Origin of the sequence: Aquimarina sp. AU58 (assembly GCF_900312745.1) — a bacterium.
Classification (GTDB): domain Bacteria; phylum Bacteroidota; class Bacteroidia; order Flavobacteriales; family Flavobacteriaceae; genus Aquimarina; species Aquimarina spinulae.
Map to the genome: position 1 here is coordinate 121485 of NZ_OMPD01000007.1, position 21230 is coordinate 142714.

Genomic DNA, 21230 nt, shown 5'->3' on the forward strand with positions numbered 1-21230 from the left:
GCCTCCTTATTTAGTTAATTCGCTAAAAAATATTGTCATCCAACACTTTATCATTTTTTAAATATCAAACAAAACTACTTTTGGATTACTCACAAAAGGATGTTATCTGAAATGAAAAACAAAATGAAAAAAGTAAAACAGATCTCTCTTATAATTTTAGCTATTATAATTTGGACAGCTTTTATCGGCTATGGATTTATCGATGGTTTTTTATTAAGACCTATTACTTCCAAAAATACTTCGGAAGCCTTTATTAAGGCTACCAAAAATAAAATAGATAATGAGTTTGTGGGAAATTTTGCAATGACATTAATCGAAGATGGAAAAGTATCAGAAAACTTCTTTTATGCTATTGATCAACCTGTAAATAAGCGTACAATTTTCCCAGTTGCTTCAGTTAGCAAATGGGTTACCTCATTTGGGGTTTTAAAATTGGTAGAGCAAGGTAAATTGGATTTGGATAAACCAATTGACGACTATCTTACAAGGTGGCATCTTCCCAAAAGTGAATTTGATAATAAAAAAGTAACCATTAGAAAATTACTTTCTCATTCATCAGGTTTAGTTGACGACCTCGGTTATAACGGTTTTACATCTAATGAAACTGTACAAACCATTGAAGAATCATTAACCAAAGCAGCTGATGCACCTTATTCTGAAGGAGTAGCAAAAGTAGGCTATGAACCTGGCAGTAAGTATATGTACTCGGGAGCAGGTTATACCATATTACAGTTACTAATTGAAGAAATTACAGATCAATCTTTTCAGGATTATATGACGCAAGAGGTTTTTGAACCTCTGGAAATGGAAAATTCTACTTTTGTCTTATCTGAAAAACCTAATCTACAATTAACTCAAATCTATAAAGAAGACGGAACAAAAAGAGAATTTAACAAATTTACAGCACTTGCAGCAGCAGCATTAGTTACCTGTACAGAAGATTTATCAAAGTTTTTGTTAGCAAATATTTCTAGTAATAATGTTCTTTCTAAAGAAACCATTACAAAAATGAGTGCAGCCGAAACGTTTATAAATGATATTGGTGTTTATGGATTAGGGCCCCATCTTTATAGTCAAAATGATCAGAACTCTAAAATAATAGGACACGATGGAAGTGGAAATAATGCTATTAATACAGCAGCAAGAATTGATCTCAAATCGAAAAATGGAATCATAATTTTAGAAACAGGTAATTACAATTTGGCTTCATCAATAGCTGATGAATGGATTTTTTGGAAATCAGGAATTGCTGACTACGTAGTAATGCAACGCAATAAGTCTTATGTATTTACTTTATTAGCAATAGGTTATATAATTATCATTGTTTTATCAATATTCATAATCCGAAAAAACAATAAACAAGGGAAAATAGCTGAAGGGAACAACGCGTAAAAAACATAGTAATTAAAATGAAAAAAATTGACTCTGTTTTAATCCTAAAAACTAATACTTTTTCACACACTACGTTTCAGACACAAAGCCATTGCCAACAATAAAAAATAACTCAGTATAAGAGAATCCAAATTTGGAGAATACATTAAACGTTATACAAAAGTTTCAAAAATTGGAATTAATCTATTTCGATCTTATTTATACCTCTAAAAATTAAAGAAAAACGAAAATAATTCAATTTCTTAATCAAGATTAAGAAATATCTACTAGTGTCCTCATACCTTTGTTTTAAATTAGTTTTAAGTGGAATAATAATAACATCTTCCATTGGCCTAATAAGTATCAGCTATACGAAACAAAGAAGAAGTAATAGATAATAATCTACCAACACTACAAGAAAAACCGAGATAAATGAAAAAATTTGGAATTATAACAACAATAATTCTTGTGACTATACTGATGAGTTGCAATACAGATAAATCAAAACCTAAGGCCGAAAATCAAGAAACAAATTACACCGAAAAAAAACCAGATACCCAGGCCAAATACCTAAAGCCTTTTAAATCGGATCTGCCAACCATTGGACTTTTAATGTATAACGGAGTACTTCAAGGTGAAGTTATTGCAACATCAGATGTTTTTGCAAAACCGACCGTAGATGGAGAACAAATTTTCAATGTCATTACCATAGCCGAAACTGAAAATCCAATAATAACAGAAGAAGGAATTAGAATTGTACCTGATTACTCTTTCCAGAATTGTCCGAAACTAACAGCCCTGTTTATACCAAGTGCCTATGACATGTACGCACAGGTTCATAATGATAAAATTGTAGATTTTATAAAAGAGAAAAATAACGAAACTAAATATATCGTGAGTAATTGCGCTGGAGCCCAACTAATCGGTAAATCTGGAATTGCAGACGGGCACAAAATCGTAACATGGATTGGTGGTGGCATACAACTACAAAAGGATTATCCGAATTTAAAAGTACAGAATGATAGTTTAGTAACTTTTGTCGAGGACGGAAAATTCAGTTCCTCAAATGGTAATCTGGCTAGTTATGTTTCCGCATTGAATTTATTAGAAAAAATGACCAGTCTCGAACATAGAAAGTTTGTCATAAGTTATTTATATCTTGAAAGGCTTCAAAATTGGAACAACTAAGCACAGCTAGCAACAAGTCACACAATGAACCAAATAAGGCTTAAAAATATTTCAGATAATTATTTCCACCAGGCCTGGGAACTCTATAAGAATGCATTTCCTGTGGAAGAGCGAAGAATATTGGATGCTCAGGCTCATGTGATGAAGAAATCAAATTATCATTTTGATATCGTGGTTGATGAAAATAAATTGATAGGGTTTCTCTTATGGTGGGATTTTGAAACACTTAGATACATCGATCATTTTGCAACATCTACTGAACAAAGAAATAAGGGATTCGGAAAATTAATCCTTGAAAACTTTATGAATAGTAATGACAAACCAATTCTGTTAGAGGTTGAATTGCCTAATACTGCCATCAACCAACGCAGAGTAAAATTTTACCAAAGAGTCGGGTTTAAACTTAATCAACATTATTATGAAGTACCGCCTTCGACAGAAGGTCAAAAACCTTTACAATTACTATTAATGTCGTACCCAACACTCCTTACGGAAAAAGATGTTGAACAATTTACAGACATATGTCACCCCTCTATTTTTAAAGACTAAAAACAAAAGTAATTCATCATTTTTTACCCTAAAGGTGCGTTGTTAATTTTACTTAAATCCTCTAACACATCAAAAGTATAATCTGTTATTTCGGTTATACCTATTCCATTAAGTCTTTTAATATGCATTTCTCTATATTTCTTTAGATACTCTTCATTTTTGAATAAATAAGTCGACCCAAAATGGTTTGTTCCTTCCTCATGAGTCCATATTTTCCAAATAACACCTTCTTCTTCAGCAATACTTTTTGCCAGATTTTTATTACCTTCCATAAACTCCTGTGTTACCGGACCATCATATTTTAAATGGAGGTCCCAAATTTTTAGTATACTCATTGTTCTAAAATTTTAATTACTATTTTATTTTTATTGATTATGTTTCAATTTTATATAACTTACTATAGATAGTAAAGTAAAAAATGCTGGATCAGACCAACCAAAACCATAAAAAACACCAGTATAAATTGCATACAGTGTTATAATTACTCCCAATATATTTGTCCATAACAAACCCGTTAAGATCTTTTTTGCATACACACTTTTTTCTTTTACATCTCTAAATAAAAGACTAATAATCGCAATTCCTCCTAAAAAAATAGTAGTGTGCTGTGACAAAAAAACTGAATATTTATCGTTCAATTCAAGTCCGTAGTTTGGCCATAATAGATTCGGAATAAAAAATAAACCCAGGCCAAAGACTATATAAATTACTCCGTGAATTGTCAAAAATGTTTTAGTACTCATATCATACTTTTTTATTTTACACTACAAAATTAGAATATATAGTTTATTTTTGATACTTATTTACAAAAAGATACTAATTTCCTTTAGGAAACTATTAAATTAAAATGCAGCAAAAAGAACCCTTATCAAAAGAATGCGTACAGCAGTTAAGAGCTATTAAAGACACTATGGAATTGCTATCTGGTAAATGGAAAATACAAATAATAGGTACCTTGCTTCGAGGTGGAACCATGCGATTTATGGAATTAAAGAGAGCTTTAGATGGAATAGCTCCAAAAAAATTATCAAATGATTTACAAGAACTCGAATTAAATAAGCTAATCACCCGAACAGTAAAAGATACTAAACCTATTACTGTTGAATACTCCTTAACAAAACACGGAAAAACGTTAGATAATTTGATAGCAGAAATTATAGATTGGGGACTTAATCACAGAAAAGAGATTATTAAAAAATAGAATATTGAGTAGCTACAATATGTACTATTGTATTAATTCGTTTTGGTTCATACTATTTTATTTAAATTTAATCTAAATAAAATTTGTTTACTTAATTTCTAACATTTAGATTTGCTTCTTATTTATAACTAGTCTAAATTAATGTGAAATGAAAGTTAATGTTCAAGTGATAGCTTTAATGACAGGTGCTATCCTAAGTATTGTAAGTTGTAGTAGTGATGATGATGCTCCAGCTAACGGTAACGAAACTGTATCAAAATCTGCTGTAATAAAAAACTACGCTAATATTGTATATCAATCGTATAAGGATTCTTACGACAAAGCTTTAGAAATGCAAACTGCTATTAATGCTTTTTTAGATACTCCAACAGAGAATGGATTTCGGACTGCCAAAAATGCATGGCTTGCAGCTAGAGAACCTTATGGCCAAACTGAAGCTTATCGAGAATCTAACGGGCCAATAGATGAAGGAAAAACTGAAGGACAACTTAACGCATGGCCACTTGATGAAAATTATATAGACTATGTTCGTGATAATTCTGGAGGTGTTACTTCAGAGGGGATTATCAATAACACTTCTATAACCATAGATGAAACTGCACTAATTGGTTTAAATGAAGGAGCTGGCGGTAATGGTGTACTTGATAAAAATATCAGTACCGGTTATCATGCTATAGAATTTTTACTTTGGGGTCAGGATTTTGCAGATCCGTCTAACGGGTTACCAGGACAAAGAGCTTATACCGATTATGTAACAGGTAGTTCTGGTACGAATCAAAATCAAGACCGAAGAGGTGCTTACCTTAAAATAGTGACAAGTATTTTGATTAAAGATCTTAAATCTCTTGTTGATACATGGGTAGAAGGTGGTGCATATAGAAATACGTTCCTGGCATTACCAGAAGATGAAGCTTTAAAAAACATGATGGCTGGTATCTTTTTTATGACAGGAGAAGAATTATCTACAGAAAGAATGGCTGTGGCTGTAGAACAAAATCAAGAGGATGAGCACTCTTGTTTTTCTGATAATACACATAGAGATATTTACACTAATGCCAAAGGCGTAAACAATGTGTTATTTGGAGAATATGGTAACATTAGTGGTCCATCATTATATGATCTGGTTAAGCAAGTTGATTCGGATCAGGCAGAAAAACTTAAAGTTGCTGCAGCGTTATCAATATCAAGAATAAATACAATTCTTAGCAATATTAGTGACACCAAAAAGTTTGATCAACTTATAGGAGAAGAAACACTAACTTCTGGTGGTATTGTTATTCAAGCTGTTCTTGCATTAAGAGATCAAGCTAAAGAAATAAGTGCTTCGGCATCTAAATTAAACATTACATTATAAGAGCCACTCAATATTAATGCTATTGTTTTGAAAAGTGGAAAAGTCCCTCATGCATATGCATGGGGCTTTTCTTGTTAAAAAAACCACACTACTACTTTTATGAAAAAAAAGTTTTTATATGTTACTCTTTTCAGTTTTTCTTCACTATCATTTTTTGGATGTAGTGATGATGAATACACTGACCCTACTCCAACCAACCGAGCTGTTTACGAGGAAGGAGAAGAACTCTTGGCTGGTAGACTTACTATTAACTCACAAACCAGTAATGCTTTCGGAAGAGCAATCCCTGGCCTTTCTGACGAAGAACAAATCGCTTTTGGTATAGGAAATTCTTTATTTAATCAAGCATGGGTATCTTCTCCTGCATCTACTACAGCTAGAGATGGCCTAGGCCCCACATTTAATAGCAGAGCATGCACCAGTTGCCACAGTAAAGATGGTCGAGGGCTCCCAATTACAGATAATTTTTTAGGTTCAAATGGTTTTTTAATGCGAATAAGCATGCCAGGAACAGATGAAAATGGAGGCCCCAACCCTGTTACCAATTATGGAACTCAAATACAGGATAAAGCCAATAGTGGTATTTTGCATGAGGCAAAAATAAGGGCAACCTATGAAATTATAGAAGGGTCATATCCAGATGGAGAAACATATACACTTCAAAAACCTATATATGAAATCTATGATGAGCAGTTTGGATCACTACAAGGCGTGTTAACCTCTCCAAGAGTAGGTACTCAAACTATTGGAATGGGATTAATTGATGCTTTATCAGAGACCTCTATTTTGGCACATGCCGATGAAAATGATGCCAACAACGACGGAATCTCTGGTAAACCTAACTATGTATGGGATGTTAAAGAAAATCAATTAAGACTTGGGAAATATGGCTGGAAAGCAAATCAACCTTCTTTAGAACAACAAGTTTTTAGTGCATTTCATGGGGATATGGGGCTTACAACTTCCTTTCTACCAGAAAATAACTGTCCAACTCCCCAGGTAGATTGTGTAGATGCAGCTAATGGTGGAGAGCCAGAAGTAACAGATTTACAATTAGAAAGAGTTCTATTTTACCAAAGAACTTTAGGGGTTCCGATACGTAGAAATTTTGAAGATGAAAATGTATTAAAAGGTAAAGTGCTTTTTAATGATTTGCAATGTATATCGTGCCATCAAACCAAATACACAGCAGGTAATTCGCCTTCTACGCCTTTAATCGAAGGTGTTGTATTCAATCCATATTCAGATTTTTTATTACATGACATGGGAGAAGCTTTGGCTGATAATAGATCGGACTTTAAAGCAAACGGAAGAGAATGGAGAACACAACCTCTTTGGGGTATAGGCCTAATCGAGACTATAAACAACCATACTTTTTTTCTTCATGACGGTCGTGCAAGAAATATTGAAGAGGCCATTTTATGGCATGGTGGAGAAGCTGAAAATAGTCTTAATGAATTTAAAAAATTACCTAAGTCACAAAGGCAAGAACTTATTGCATTTATAAACTCTCTATAACAATGAAAATATATCTAAAAATAGCTAACACTATCATTATTATTCTTTCAGTTCTTGTTATCCTCTCTTGCAGTAGTGATGATAAGAATACGAATGAAAATCCTGATGATAAATTTAATACTTCACAAATGTTATCCGATATCTCTTCGGGTAGTATTCTGCCTTCTATATCATTATTTAAAGATAAAGCAATAGAACTAGAAGAAAGTGTATCTAATTTTGCTTCGGATCAATCTGAAGAAAAACTACTAATTGCACAAAAAAAATGGAAAGAAGCTGCAAGATCTTATGCTAATATATATGTCTTTAATATCGGAAGACCCAAAGAACTATTCATGCACGAACTTTTATTTAACTGGCCTACGTTTACGGAAGCTATAGATAATTCGATTACACAAAATACCGAAATAATTGCAGAATCAATTAGTACCAGAGCCAAAGGACTTACAGGGATTGAATATTTACTATTTGCAGATACTGGTACATCTAATGCAGATATAGTAGCTCTTTTCTCTTCTACCTCAAGAAGAACCGAATACTTAACAAGTATCACAACCAATCTTAAGGAAAAAGCAATTTTACTTTCAGAGATATGGAATGAAAATGGAGAAAATTATTCGAACACTTTTATAACAAATACAGAAACTGGATTAAATGGTTCATTAAATATGATATTTAATGGTATGTTTAATGTTGCTGAAACTATTAAAAAAGCAAAATTAGGAAAACCAGCAGGCCTTGAAAACACATCAAGTACTAACCCACAGATTCTACAAGCTTTTAGAAGTGAAATTTCTCTTGATTTGATAGAAAATAATATTAAAACCATCGAAAGTGTATATTTTACCTCTTCTGGATTAGGGATTTCTGATAATGTAGAATTCATTACCAAAAATTCGACTATTAATGATCGTATTAAAACTCAGTTTACTCTAATTTATACAGCCATAAACAAAATTACAATGCCTTTACATCTTGCAATAGATCAACAAAAACAAGCTGTAGAAGAAGTTTATACCGAAATCAAAACCCTGGTTGTATTATTAAATAACGATGTAGGAAGTACATTATCTATTATCATTACACCTACAGATAATGATGGGGATTAACTCTCATACCGAATATATAAATAGGCAGGCCCTATTCTACGTATAGAATAAGGCCTGCCAAACTCAACCCACTAACTAAACTAATAAATTCACTAAAGCTTACTGCATTAGTTTCTTAGACAGTTCTTGTAACTGCTCAGATTTTTTCTGCATGTAATCATTTAGTTTTTTAACATCTTCCCCAGAAAGATTCCCCATTACTTCCTGAGCTTGTTGTCCTAATTTTTGTCCTTTTTCTCCAAGAGAAGCAAAAGCTGTCATATCCTTACTTTCTACAATCTTCTTATACTCTTCGATATAAGCTTCATAAGAATTCACATACTCCTGAACTTTATCATCACTAAAATTAGGCACTCCGTTAGCAGATTGCGAAGAAGTGTTCTCTTCTGTTTTTTCTTCAACTTTTTCTACTTCGTCTTTAGAAACCGATGAATCCGATTTAGTTTCGTTTTTACATGATACTGCTAGTATCGCTATTACTAATGAGAGATTTAAGATTACTTTTTTCATGATTTATTTATGTGTTAATTATTTATGATTTCTATTCGTATTGACATCACAAATTTGATGCATTTGGAAGGGTTGCCAAACACCCTTTTCAGTGAAAAAAGAACACCCTGAAAACAGGGTATCTAAATAGTAGTCATATCTAAGTTCTGAAATCGTAAGAAACAGAACTTTTAATCTCTTCTTTTATATTAGCTGTATATATTATACATTTATCATCTTACAACGTAACACCCCTCAATAAATTAAGATCTATGACGATACAAGATATGATCAACTGGTTTGCAAATAATCCAAATCTAATACTTGGGTATTTTGCTATTATTATCGCTATATCTTTACTAGGGCTAATATTTGTAAATCAAAGAAATTTTCGATCTCCGATAAATTATTTTTATGGAATCTTAGTTTATGCAGTAACTATTCCCGGATTGTTGGCTTTAATTATTGTTTTGTACAGTTTTTTCTTCTTAAAGATTAACCTGCTACAGGTCAACATATTGGCCTATTTCGTTCCCGTTGTTTCTATGTTTGTTACCTTATTTATTATTAATAAAACGGTACCTATGTCTAGAATTCCGGGTTTTGAAAAACTTTCAGGATTATTTGTCATCGTTGCTATAACTTTTATCATTACTTATATATTGCAACGCATGTTTTTTGGAGTTTTTTTTGTTGGCAGATTTCAATATTTATTAGTATTCTTTCTTGCATTACTTCTGATTCTAAGAATCGCCTGGAAAAGAATTACAAAATAAAGAATCTTAAAGTTTCACCCGTAAGCAAACTTCTAAATATTTGATTAGATACTGCCAAGTGCTAAAAACAAGTTTAACACATGGTTTTTAATGTAGATTAGTAAATTACTACGAATTAAGCATAGTTGCCTTTATTTGCTTAACAATTTCGATATGATCTAATCCAAAATCTTTCCAGGCAAGATTCAATTCTTTCATATCAAAATGTTTAACAATGGTACCATAATCAGCACGTTTTCCATCTACGGTAGGATAGCCAATCACATAAATACTATCTGCCAGTTCTACTGCTAATTCTATATCATGTGTAGAATAAATAATCGTATTAAATTCGTGTGTAGACGTAATTAGATTAAACGCATTTTTAACATCTTCAATATTTCCTACATCAAGGCCCGAAAAAGGTTCGTCCAGCACCATATAATGACCAGAACAAAGTATCTGTTCGATTATTGCTGTACGCTGCCTCTGTCCCCCGGATAACTCACAGGGATACTGGTCTTTTACTTTTTCTAAACCCCAATCAGACAGGTAACTCATTATTTTGGTATGCTTTTCTTCTTTAGAAATATCTTTTTTACGAAGTGCAAACAGTAATGCCTGATACACTGTTTTATTTCTAAATAAGGTGTATTTTTGATCTACAAAACCAATATCTCCTTCATGTACTTCTTTGGCATCATTTTCTGAATCTGTTTCTGTATCGGCAATCAGTATTTTTCCTGTAGTTGGTTTGATCAAGCCTGTCATTGCTCTAAACAATGTAGATTTACCTCGACCAGAACGCCCTACAAAAGCAATAACCTGACCTGTAATATTGTTTTCTCTAATAACATCTTTTTCTACAAAATTAACATCTTTTATTACAGTTTTATCACCATAGGCGACACTTAAGTTTTCTACATACAATAATGTATTATGCGTACTATAGTTCATTCTACTTATATTTTGGAGTATCTAAAAAAAGCTTTTCTCAAGTAATCTAAAACAAAATCTATCGACAAGCCTACTAATAATATTACTATTTGTAACGCTATAATTCTACCATGATTCATGAATTTATCAGAGTTTTTGATTAAAAATCCTAGACCACCAGCCGCTACAAGTATTGATTCTACGGTTACCAACATCATCCAAACGATAGCCAGGTTTTGCCTGATTACTTCTATAACATGATCTATTCTTCCTTTTACAACAACTTCCCATAGTACTTCCCATCGATTACATTGTAAAGAACGTGCATGATCGAATTCTTCTTGTGGTATAGAGCTAATCATACTTAATAATGATGTGGTAAGATATGTGGTCATAAATACCACCAATACCCAAACCTGCATGGTTCTGGCATCACTAATAAGGATCGCCAGATAAAAAGATATACCCGTAAGCGGAAGATAACGTAGCTTACTTAATGTTTTTGCTATTGGTGTTACTACAGGAATTGTAGATAAATAGGTAACAATTAAAGAAATAATAACTGCTATAAGTATTGCTTTTATACAAAGTAATAGCGAGCTACCAATATGTACCACCAGTCCTTCATTATAAAGCTCTGTAAATCCTGTTAGTACTTGCTGTGGAGAAGGGAATAAATGTCTCTCTCCCATACTAGAAACGAACCAGAAAATCAACACTAATGCTACCCATATACCTATAATAAGTAATCGGCTATTTTTGCTAACCTTTTCGAACGGTTTAAATAAATACTTCATAATACACTGGTTAATAAAAAAGAAAGCCGTCTAATATGTAAAATCAATATTTTACAAAGATAAGACGGCTCTTATTAATTGGATGTCATGTTATTTCAATAATGTAATAACTACTCGTCTGTTTTTGGCTCTACCGCTACTGGTAGTATTCGTTTCGATTGGTTCATCTTCACCTTTTCCGATTACAGATTGGAAACGGGATTGAGGGATTCCTTTACTTCTTAAAAAGTTAACTACAGATTGTGCACGTCTTTGTGATAAATCATAATTAGATTCTGCAGAACCTGTATCATCGGTATGTCCTTCTAATCTAAGTTTTGTATCCTCTGCCTGAATAAGAAGATTATATATAGTTTCTAGAGTATTTGCAGATGATCCAGAAATATTTGCACTTCCGGTATCAAAATTAATATTCCATTCTCCAGAAGCTAAAACTTCTTCGGCTTCTTTGGTATAATCTGGTTTATAAGCCGAACCAGCATCAATATCATTAATATTTTTAATAAAATAAAGGTTAACCGCTTCATCATAAGGAACAATCCTCTTAACCGATTCATTAAAGCCGAATGGATTAAGTTCACTTAGATAAGAAGATACCTGATTGTATACTGCCTTATATCGATTGGTTCCATCTGTAATACCATAATATTGCATTACATCTGCATAGTTAAATACTCGTGATCCTCCCATGTTATAATCGATACCATTTTTACTTCCTTTTTGGCCTTTAAACATATCATACCAATATTTTGGAGTTTCTAAATCATATGTTTTGGCAACTGCTTCAGATGCTCTAACTCTCCATTCGTCATATTGCTTCATTTGATTAGAGGCGGTTAACGCTGATTTTAAAATATTACTAACGATTTCGGGATGTTTTACCGACCATTCTTTTACAGCAATAACTGTAGTTGCCATTTGGTTGTTAAATTCTCGTGTAGATATAATATCTGTGAAACCGTTTAACTCATCAAAAACCATTTTATCTCCTGGAGTCCAGGTAGCACATCCATCGACTTTTTTATTAATTGTTTTTCCTGTTAGTTTTCCGTTTCTCACTTCTTTAAGAGGAACTGTCCACCCTGCTTTTTGAGATTTAATAAGCTCTTCTGCAGACTTAATATAATCATCATCCTGTGAAGGATAAAAATTCACAGCATCGGGATCATAAGTGGTAACATCAGGATTTACTTTTAAACCATTAGCAAAGGCATAGTTTAGGGCAGTTACCCAATCTCCATCACCTAATACTGCAGAGATTAAAGCTCCTTTCATACTTTTTGGATCAACTTTCCAGCTTGGTGGACCGATAAGTTTATCTTCACCATAACTAAGTCCTACAGCACCAACTACCTGCACATGATACTTGTCTTTCCCAAATTTATCATCTAAAGCCTGTTGCATGGTACTGATATAAAAAGGAGCACCATCTCCCATCATCATAATTGCAAATGCGCTTTTATCTGCGTCTGGGAACTCTTCTCCTCTATCAAATTCTTCAATGAATTTCATTTGCATATTCCTCAATTCAGAAAGCCAATCTTGACGGATTATCTCTAAATTCACTCCGTTCTTCTCCATCAAAGAACCTTTGGTTGTTTTTGGTCCTCCGTTAGAAACGATAATACCCGACTGAGCATTCCATGCATATGCCGCCATTCTAACAAGAGGTTTATCCTTTACACTTTTTGAAAGGCTATTAGAAGGCAATTCTAGTTTTTCTGATGTAGTAACATTATCTACTTCTTCTTTATTTATATTTAACTCATCTAATTGTTTTGCTTCTCCTACTCGCAAACCTGGAGCAAAATAATACACCGCACCTAAGATTGCTCCAAGTAAAATAATTACAATGATAAGCTCGGATAATGTAGTGAGTTTTTTTGTTCTTAAAATCTTACCCATTTTTTAATTTTTATTATAGTTTTTATTTCGGTTAGTTAATCAAACATATTCCCAAAACCACCGCTCGCCTCTTTATCTTCAGCAGTTAGCTTGTAGTTAGGATTTTTATATTTTTCAGAATCAGGAATATAGTCTTTCCCTGTTTTAATATTATCTGCCAAAGTATCTAATTGCGAGTATAGCTCATCACTATCCATATCATACTTAGAGGTTAGCATATCGATATCTGTTAGATTTTCCTGAGTCTTTGCTATATCCATAGCAATAGTTTCTGTGATCACATCTAGTGCATATTCTAGCTCCCAGTCTTTGGTAAACAACATCGCTGATTTTGCCCCATCTGTTGCTGCTTTTGCTGACTTTGCAAATTGATATTCTTTTTCGAGCATTTTGATCGTTACTTCAAAATCAGAAATCTTAATATCTATTGCCGTACCGGCAAGTGTTAGTTTTCTATCCAGTTTACCCATTACATTAGCTCTACTACCATATTTTTGGATAAAACTTTTACTTTGCTTTAATTGATGAGCAACTTGCTGTGATTGCGATAATTTTTTTGCTAAAGCACTATGCAGCTCTACATATTCATCGGTATCTTTACCTGCACTACCTTTTTCAGACACTATCGCTTGCATTTTATTTCTGATCTTCTCTGCCTGTTTTTGTAATGTCACTACATGATCCTGAAATTCTTTAGATTCTTTTTCTGCTTTAGAAGCTTCAAGCTCCATATTACTTTTTAATGCTCTTATTTTGGCTTTTGAATCTTTAAAAACCTTTCTATTCATGAGCATTTTTTGTTTTTGCTCCTGCAATTCTCCGAAAGGGTCATGTTTTATTAAGGACTTATGAATTCCTCTTGTAACTCTACGTAAGAATTTTAATATTACTGGTAACATCATGATAAAAAATATCACGAATACAGCTACTCCTGCAAGTGCAATTACCTGTCCCAATGCTGTAAATAAAGGAGGTAATACATACACCCATGCAGCATACCCTAAACCAGCAAACAATGCTATTTTAAGAAAAGCATTTAGTCCCTTTTCTCCATTTCTCCAATTATTAGGGTTTAAAGAAATTTCCCCTTTTTCATCATCAAAATGTTTTAAAATAGGTAAGTCTAATAAGTGGCTTTTTGATTCTTGATCCATTAATGTATTGCTTATATATTATTTTTAATGCCCTCTACAACTGCTGATATTGTTTCCAAAATTTTTGATCTTGCTTTATCGTTAGCAACAATTTTTTGGTCTATCTCTGATACTTCAGAAATCATATCTGCATCAACCGATTGAAGTAAGTCTTTTTTTACGCTGATTTGATTCTGAATCTCTATTAATTTTTTTTCTAAATCAGAAATTTCAGTATTAAGGGTGTCTTTTCTATTTTTTTGAGTACTCAAAATCTTAGATTTCTTAGAACTTCCTTGATTCTGGTACTGCTTATGTACTTTCTCGATTTCTTTAATGTAAAAATCGGCTTGTGTAAGAAGTGAATTTTTAGATACATTCGAATCTACTCCCTGAGCCATTGTAAAAGCCATCTTATATACCGATGGATCATTAGACCCAACTGCTTTGATCGCTTTAAAAAATTCATAAAAATCATATCCCGGCTTATTAAGAGACTCAAAGCCAGATTCGTACATTTCTATAATTGTAGTAAGCACACTATCACTTACCAAAGTTGCCTTTGGAGGGTGTACTGGAAATTTAGAACCCGATTTCCCTGATTCTGGAAAAGAATTAGAACTAGGTGGTGCTGAAGTTGTTTCTATTGGTTTTTCTCCTTCTGAAGTTTCGTCGTTAATAAAAAGACCTTTCCAGTTAAATTTTTCTTTAGCCATTTAAAATATTTTTGATGAGCTCATTATTGCTAAAATACTGATCCAGGAGGTAAATTTATATAAATTCTTATAAATATTATTGTTTTTTTTAACCTTACCAAGCCATAAATTAAAAGCATTTAACAAAACAAATGATCTTGTATGATTTCCTTATTGATTAATAGACTTCATTATATTAGTGTAATAAGAACACAATTTGTTACAACTCATATACGATACTCTTAAAATTCTAAAATACGTCTTTTTACATTATTATTACAATAAAAAGGATTACAAATGCCTCAATCTATTTCTAAAAATGTATTTTAAACAATACGATATTCACTTCTAAATAGGTTTAAAACATTAAAACCAAACAACTAATTTTAATCATTAAACAGGATACGAAAGCCCTAAAACCGAATTTGATATAGATCAAATGATATGTTATAATTTAGATTGACCTTTGTAAAAAATGATGAAACGAATTCATTATATCTATTTAAAATTCAAACATTTATACTTAAAAAATTCTATATCTCATCATTCTTTAGTTTTTCACTGTAAACAGTGAAAAACTAATATTGAATTCTCTTTATTTTTATCATATGATGAGCAAAACCGCTTTTTGATGATCTATCAAAAAAGCAATAAAAGTGTGCCTATGAAACAGAAATTTATCTATAAAAACAAAGTATGGTTTATAGAATCTAAAGGAAAATCTTTTACTACAGAATATGGTGATTATGATTATAATTTAAGAACATCTACAAAAAAGTTTGATTCAGAAGAAAAGTGCGAAAAAGAAAAGGAAAAAATAATTCGCTCTAAGTTAAAGAGTGGATATGAAGAGCTCTCAATTGATATAGAGGGAGTAGAATTAAGCTTACTAGCTGCAATTCATGAGATAAAATTGGGACGTACTCATTCTTTAGAAATTACTTCTAGAGATAAACCCAACCCAATAGTGTTACAAGAAGTCTGTCGATTATCAACTTTAGAAGAATTAAAGATTTCTTCTGATCAATCTATGCCTGATCAGATGGAAACTCTTACTGCACTAAAAAAATTAGAGCTTAGTGAAAACATAGTTGCTTCTATTCCTGATAGTATAGCAAAGCTAAAACAATTAGAATCTCTGCATTTATACGGAGACTATGAATTAACAGAACTGTCTGATGCTATTTTTGATATAGAAAACTTAAAAGAATTACGAATTTCTAATTTGAAGAAGTTACAAACTTTATCTACTAATATTGGTCAACTTCAAAAATTAGAGTTATTAGAAATAAAGGATTGTAAAAGTGGTTTTCTGGAAGAATCTGGTCTTGTAGTTCCTAAGGAAATAGGAAAATTAGCAAACCTTAAAGAACTTACCATTGAAGAATGTAATCTAGATGAAATCCCTCAGGAAATAGGAAATTTAACACGTCTTGAGTCTCTAAACCTGAACAATAACAGGCTTAAAAGTTTACCAAAGTCTATTAAGGAATTAAAAAAACTTACCAAACTCGAACTTTATCAGAACAAGTTAGAATGTATTCCTGCTGGAGTCTATGAATTAAGTAGTCTTGTATACTTAGAAATCGGTTATAATTTCCTGGAAAAAATAGAAGTTGATTTTCTAAAATTAACTGCTCTGAAAGAATTCAAGTTTAGCGTATTTACCGATACACAAAAAAACATAAAAAACATCCCTGAAAACATCTTAGATTCTGGATTAGAATCAATTAAAGATTTTCTAAAGAATGAATGAAAACAAAATTGAACTAGTTGCTCAAAGAAAAAAACAATGGGGTGACATACTTCATGTTTTTCGTAAAAAAATGTACAATGACTGTGATAGCGCAAATTTTGAAAACATCTTAAAGTATATTTTTGGAGAATCTGATGAGTTACCACAAATAACAAGATCAAAAATATCTATTTTTGATCGTTTACCCGTCTTATTTAATCCAATACAAGAATGGAATTGTATCGATCAACGTCTTCTTGCATTTATATGTAATCATACTTTTTTTTATATAAAAGATACTTATGCCGAAGGGTATTACAAGGTTTTTTTTAAAGAATGGTTTCTACCTCAACTAAAAACAGAAAAAAAAGAAGAAGACCTCTTTGGTTTGACTTTAAAAGTTTTGGATCCTTTTAATATAGATACGTGGACTTCTCTTTCTGCGTATTTAAATGCAACAGAACAAGCATCCTTCTTAAGAGAAGATAAAACTGTTAATTCTGTAGGAAAAGTAATACTCAAACTCATAAAAGAAGATGAAACAAGAACTATACAATTATTAGAAAACGAAAATTACATAAAACCATTATTGTCATTACTAGGTACCGCAGAGCAAAGTTTACTCGATACACTTTTAGAAAAGCTTCCTCTATACTATGCAGGAAAAGAAGCTCAAAAACATATTCGCTTTAGTTGGTTAGAAGAATTGTATAAAATCAATCTAAAAAAATTCGAATCCTTCGTAGTAGAAAAAATGGAAGGTTCTGATTGTATCTGTTCTGTGATGCAATGTTATAGAATTTTATTTACCAATGCCAGAAAAAAATACAGGAAACCAACTGTAGCGCACATAAAAAAAGTGCTACCCTATATTTCAGAACACAAAAATTCAAGTCAAAATAGTTGTACTTCTAATTGGCCTTCTACTACAGGATTATTTAGGGATGACATCCCTAAATTTATTGGTTGGGTATGTAAACATTTTCGAAAAGAAACAAAAACCGAATTGTTCTCATTTGTAAAAAACACAAAACAGCTAAATCTTGAGGTTGTTCAGCATATTGTTGATTGTTACAAACAAGATGCCATAGAAATTGCAATAGAAGCCTTAAAAACAAACATAAAGGGTAATAATACTATCGTACATTACAGGCAGGCTTTTACATTGCTCGAGGGGTTAGACTTCTCAAAATATTACGATCTGATATGGGATATCGCATGTTCTGAATATCAGGATCTGGCAGATATAGCTGCTTCTTTATTATCTAGATATCCAACAAATGATATTTTTTACAAAGCAAAAGAATTAACCCTGTCAGAAAAAAAAGAGGAAAGAAAAGCCGGAGTTTTTGTCTTAAGTAAAATAAGATGTGAAGAAGCAATCGCTTCGTTACAACCTATAGTCGAAAAAGAGGTTTTAGAAGATGTACGTAATATTGCCGTGTGTTCATTTTATAGTCACAAGAATCAGAATAAAATATCTATTGAAGATATAAAAAAACGTATTCACCTAGCATTGCAAAGAGGGAAACTAGATAACCCTATCCCAAAATGGGCCGGGACTTTACCCGAATTACAATGGCAGGATGGTACTATACTATCAAAAACGGAAATATACTATCTGTTTTACAGACAAATCAGCTCTAAAAAAATTGATGTAGATATAGAAGCAGAACCCATGTATGCGTTACTCGATCAGAAAAAAGGTGCTGACTTTGCTTATACTTTGTTTCAAAATATGGCAGAAGACACAAGTATGAAAGTAGCTGCAAAACCTGGTTTTGCTATTTTAGGGAAATTGGGAGATCACCGATTGGTCGTGCCTCTGCAAAATATTGCTATACATGATAAAAATGTAAACGCCTGTATTATTCTGGGAGTTATAGGAACACGAAGAGCTGCATTAGCATTAAATCAAATCATTCAGCACTTTTATGAGAAGCATCCTAATATTCGCTGTGCAGCAGAAGAAGCGCTTGAATCTATAGCAGAGCAATTGGGACTTACTTATTTCGAATTGAAAGATAGTATGATTCCTGATTTCAATTTTATAAATCAGAAAAAAGTATTAAGTAACGGATATGTAATATGTATAGGCCCACAGCTTAAGTTTAGTTTTAAAAATAAACAGGGAAAACAGGTAAAATCAATTATCGAAACATCTGAAGATATTAAGAAAACGCTAAAAAACTTAAATGCTATACGTAAACATACCATACACCATTTTAAGAATAGCTTAGAAAATTACCTGGTTATACAGAAGTTTTGGAAAACAAAAGATTGGAAAAAATTATTTCTCAATCACCCCATTGCTTTTGCCTGCGGACAAACTCTGATTTGGCAACAAAATGATGAAGACACCTTCATCATAACTGCAAGTGGTGAATTAAAAAACTATAAACAAGAATCAGTAGATATTAATCATGATGATCAAATACGACTGGCACACCCTATTTTCCTGAATTCTAAAATAAAAATAAAATGGAAGAAATATTTAGAAAATCAAAAAATAATTCCAGTTATTCAACAACTAGACAGAAATATAATCCAACTTCCCAGGAAGTTATATAAGATAACATTATCTACAAATTTTAAAGGCAGAACCTTAACGGCAGGAAAGTTTAAAACCAGGGCACAAAAAAGAGGCTGGAGAAGAGGTAGTATCGGAGGTGGCGGAAGTATATTATCATATAAAAAAGCGTTTAAGGAGGGGAGAATAGAAGTTTTTGTAGAAACTAATAATTTACAAATTCAAGGGGTGTTTGATGAAGAGATGGTTTTAGGAAAATGCTTTTTCACTCCCCTGGGATTTGTTCAAACTGATTGTTTTTGGTTTTCAGAACCTCGAAATGAAGCAGATCATCGTCTTATCGCATTACAGAATGTCCCCAAGATTATTTATTCTGAAGCAATGAATGATCTCGAAAAAATCATGAACGACGACTCGTGAAGAAAAATTAAAGCAAAAAGAAGAGTTTAAAAACTTAGAAAATAATAAGATGAGCACTTTTAGTCTTCTTCAAAAAGAATAATTTCTTTTACTGTTTTTAATATTTCTGGGATATCCTCTTCGGTTAACGTCATCAATATTTCTTCAGTAATCGGAGTTATCGAAACAATCCTATTAGCCTGGCGTTCTATAATTTTTTCAAACAGATTTCGTATTGTTCTTGCATTTCCAAAACCTCTGTGTCTCTTTTCATATATTCTATCTAGAATTTCCATTAGTTTTTCTTCTGCATCTTCGGTAAGAATAAAATCAGCTTTTTTTGCAAAAAGTTTGAAAATGCTTAACAGTGCTTCTGCGGTAAAATGATCAAATTCAAAATATCGGTTAAATCGAGATTGAAGCCCTGGATTAGCTTGTATAAATTCCTGCATTTCGTCTGGGTATCCTGCTACAACAATAACTAAATCATCCCGTTGATCTTCCATCCGTTTTAGTAGAACTTCTATCGCTTCATTTCCAAAGTCATTAAATCCTCCAGAAGTAAGTGAATATGCCTCATCAATAAACAAAACACCGCCAATAGCTGATTTTATAATCTCATCTGCTTTGATTGCCGTTTGCCCTACGTAGCCTGCCACCATACCTGCTCTATCTGTTTCTACCAAATGTCCTTTCTCCAGATAACCAAGGTGTTTATACATTCTTCCTAGCATACGCGCAATTGTAGTCTTACCAGTACCCGGAGGCCCCATAAAAACTGCATGCAATGAATTAGAAGAAGTCTTCAAGCCTTTTTCTTTTCTTATCTTTTGAACCTTTAGAAAATTAGTAAGATCATCAATATTCTTTTTGATATCATTAAGACCTATAAGTTCATTGAGTTCCTGAAGTACAATCTCGAGAGTATCATTTTCTGGTACTTCATTATACCTGGCTTCTTTTACAACTATTTTTGGATGATTTATCTTATGCGATACTCGTTTTAAAAAATCTCGTTCTTTTTCTGTAATTATTCGATCTGCATTAACAACCAGTGAGGCTATTCTACTTAGAAATGAACCTATACTTAGTGAATGGTTATTTTTGAATTTTGCCAAAATAACAGGTAAGGCAAATTCGGTTTTAACCTCATCAATAGGTTCAAAAAAGGAAGTATTTCTGATTGTAGCTACATTTTTACTAAACTGAGATGATGAAGGAAGTTCATTTAGCTTTTTTAAGTCATAAGTCTTACTTAAATCCTTTCCTTGTAATTTTTCATAAAAATACACCAGAATAAATTTCACTTTTGCTGATACTTTAGCAGCATTAGCATGTATATCTTCAAAATCATCAAATACCTTAACAATATCATGTAAAAGTATATGTTCTGCTTTATAATCTACACTCTGAAAACTATCATCTACAATAGAGGTGATTGTATTTCGAAATTCATTATTTGTATTTAAATTTTGGCAAATTGCCAATGCTTTATTCCCTTCTTTTTTAAGGATGTCAAGATATGCTAAAGAAATTTCCAATACCCCTGATTTTTTAAATAAATGT

19 protein-coding genes are annotated in these 21230 nt (G+C 32.2%); 10 read left to right on the top strand and 9 right to left on the bottom strand.

What is annotated here, in order from left to right; all coding sequences use genetic code 11:
* Nucleotides 1–123: 123 nt before the first annotated feature.
* The 3 genes from DK441_RS03105 (at nucleotide 124) to DK441_RS03115 (ending at nucleotide 3108) form a co-directional block, all read left to right on the top strand.
* A complete protein-coding gene (locus tag DK441_RS03105; protein WP_109097649.1) occupies nucleotides 124–1392 on the top strand; it encodes a serine hydrolase in 1269 nt (422 codons plus the stop codon).
* A gap of 411 nt (nucleotides 1393–1803) precedes the next feature.
* Entirely contained in the window at nucleotides 1804–2559 is a 756-nt protein-coding gene (locus DK441_RS03110) for a DJ-1/PfpI family protein (RefSeq protein ID WP_109097435.1), read from the top strand.
* Between the two features lie 24 nt (nucleotides 2560–2583).
* Nucleotides 2584–3108, top strand: coding sequence for a GNAT family N-acetyltransferase (locus DK441_RS03115; protein ID WP_109097436.1), 525 nt, complete (start codon nucleotides 2584–2586; stop codon nucleotides 3106–3108).
* A 23-nt stretch (nucleotides 3109–3131) separates the two neighbouring features.
* On the opposite strand, the gene DK441_RS03120 is transcribed toward DK441_RS03115, so the two are convergent.
* Entirely contained in the window at nucleotides 3132–3443 is a 312-nt protein-coding gene (locus DK441_RS03120) for a monooxygenase (RefSeq protein ID WP_109097437.1), read from the bottom strand.
* A gap of 30 nt (nucleotides 3444–3473) precedes the next feature.
* Nucleotides 3474–3851: a hypothetical protein gene (locus DK441_RS03125; RefSeq protein ID WP_109097438.1), complete on the bottom strand. Its 378-nt coding sequence runs from the start codon at nucleotides 3849–3851 to the stop codon at nucleotides 3474–3476.
* Nucleotides 3852–3955: 104 nt separating this feature from the next.
* Between DK441_RS03125 and DK441_RS03130 the strand changes: the two genes are divergently transcribed.
* From DK441_RS03130 to DK441_RS03145, 4 genes are all read left to right on the top strand, one after another.
* Nucleotides 3956–4309, top strand: coding sequence for a helix-turn-helix domain-containing protein (locus DK441_RS03130; protein ID WP_109097439.1), 354 nt, complete (start codon nucleotides 3956–3958; stop codon nucleotides 4307–4309).
* Nucleotides 4310–4457: 148 nt separating this feature from the next.
* Nucleotides 4458–5663, top strand: coding sequence for an imelysin family protein (locus tag DK441_RS03135; protein WP_109097440.1), 1206 nt, complete (start codon nucleotides 4458–4460; stop codon nucleotides 5661–5663).
* Between the two features lie 99 nt (nucleotides 5664–5762).
* Entirely contained in the window at nucleotides 5763–7181 is a 1419-nt protein-coding gene (locus DK441_RS03140; protein ID WP_109097441.1) for a di-heme oxidoredictase family protein, read from the top strand.
* A gap of 2 nt (nucleotides 7182–7183) precedes the next feature.
* Nucleotides 7184–8290: an imelysin family protein gene (locus DK441_RS03145; RefSeq protein WP_109097442.1), complete on the top strand. Its 1107-nt coding sequence runs from the start codon at nucleotides 7184–7186 to the stop codon at nucleotides 8288–8290.
* A 99-nt stretch (nucleotides 8291–8389) separates the two neighbouring features.
* Here the strand turns inward: DK441_RS03145 and DK441_RS03150 are convergent, their stop codons facing one another.
* Nucleotides 8390–8800: a hypothetical protein gene (locus DK441_RS03150; protein WP_109097443.1), complete on the bottom strand. Its 411-nt coding sequence runs from the start codon at nucleotides 8798–8800 to the stop codon at nucleotides 8390–8392.
* Nucleotides 8801–9051: 251 nt separating this feature from the next.
* Between DK441_RS03150 and DK441_RS03155 the strand changes: the two genes are divergently transcribed.
* Nucleotides 9052–9555, top strand: coding sequence for a hypothetical protein (locus DK441_RS03155; RefSeq protein ID WP_109097444.1), 504 nt, complete (start codon nucleotides 9052–9054; stop codon nucleotides 9553–9555).
* A gap of 108 nt (nucleotides 9556–9663) precedes the next feature.
* On the opposite strand, the gene DK441_RS03160 is transcribed toward DK441_RS03155, so the two are convergent.
* The 5 genes from DK441_RS03160 to DK441_RS03180 all read right to left on the bottom strand — a co-directional run bounded on the left by DK441_RS03160 (nucleotide 9664) and on the right by DK441_RS03180 (nucleotide 15021).
* Nucleotides 9664–10491, bottom strand: a complete 828-nt coding sequence (locus DK441_RS03160) for an ATP-binding cassette domain-containing protein (protein ID WP_109097445.1) — start codon at nucleotides 10489–10491, stop codon at nucleotides 9664–9666.
* Nucleotides 10492–10496: 5 nt separating this feature from the next.
* Nucleotides 10497–11267 (bottom strand): ABC transporter permease, encoded by a 771-nt coding sequence (locus tag DK441_RS03165; RefSeq protein ID WP_025664190.1) that lies wholly within the window; start codon nucleotides 11265–11267, stop codon nucleotides 10497–10499.
* A gap of 90 nt (nucleotides 11268–11357) precedes the next feature.
* A complete protein-coding gene (locus DK441_RS03170) occupies nucleotides 11358–13172 on the bottom strand; it encodes an OmpA family protein (protein ID WP_235015697.1) in 1815 nt (604 codons plus the stop codon).
* A gap of 35 nt (nucleotides 13173–13207) precedes the next feature.
* Nucleotides 13208–14326, bottom strand: a complete 1119-nt coding sequence (locus DK441_RS03175) for a hypothetical protein (RefSeq protein WP_024771352.1) — start codon at nucleotides 14324–14326, stop codon at nucleotides 13208–13210.
* Between the two features lie 11 nt (nucleotides 14327–14337).
* Nucleotides 14338–15021, bottom strand: coding sequence for a hypothetical protein (locus tag DK441_RS03180; protein WP_109097446.1), 684 nt, complete (start codon nucleotides 15019–15021; stop codon nucleotides 14338–14340).
* Between the two features lie 643 nt (nucleotides 15022–15664).
* Here DK441_RS03180 and DK441_RS03185 point away from each other — a divergent pair.
* Together DK441_RS03185 and DK441_RS03190 are read left to right on the top strand one after the other, a co-directional pair.
* Entirely contained in the window at nucleotides 15665–16756 is a 1092-nt protein-coding gene (locus tag DK441_RS03185; protein ID WP_160111937.1) for a leucine-rich repeat domain-containing protein, read from the top strand.
* Nucleotides 16749–19685, top strand: coding sequence for a DUF4132 domain-containing protein (locus tag DK441_RS03190; RefSeq protein WP_109097448.1), 2937 nt, complete (start codon nucleotides 16749–16751; stop codon nucleotides 19683–19685). The genes DK441_RS03185 and DK441_RS03190 overlap by 8 nt, the downstream gene beginning before the upstream one ends.
* 59 nt (nucleotides 19686–19744) lie before the next feature.
* On the opposite strand, the gene DK441_RS03195 is transcribed toward DK441_RS03190, so the two are convergent.
* On the bottom strand, nucleotides 19745–21205 hold the full coding sequence (locus tag DK441_RS03195; protein ID WP_160111938.1) for an AAA family ATPase: 1461 nt from the start codon (nucleotides 21203–21205) through the stop codon (nucleotides 19745–19747).
* Nucleotides 21206–21230 lie beyond the last annotated feature (25 nt).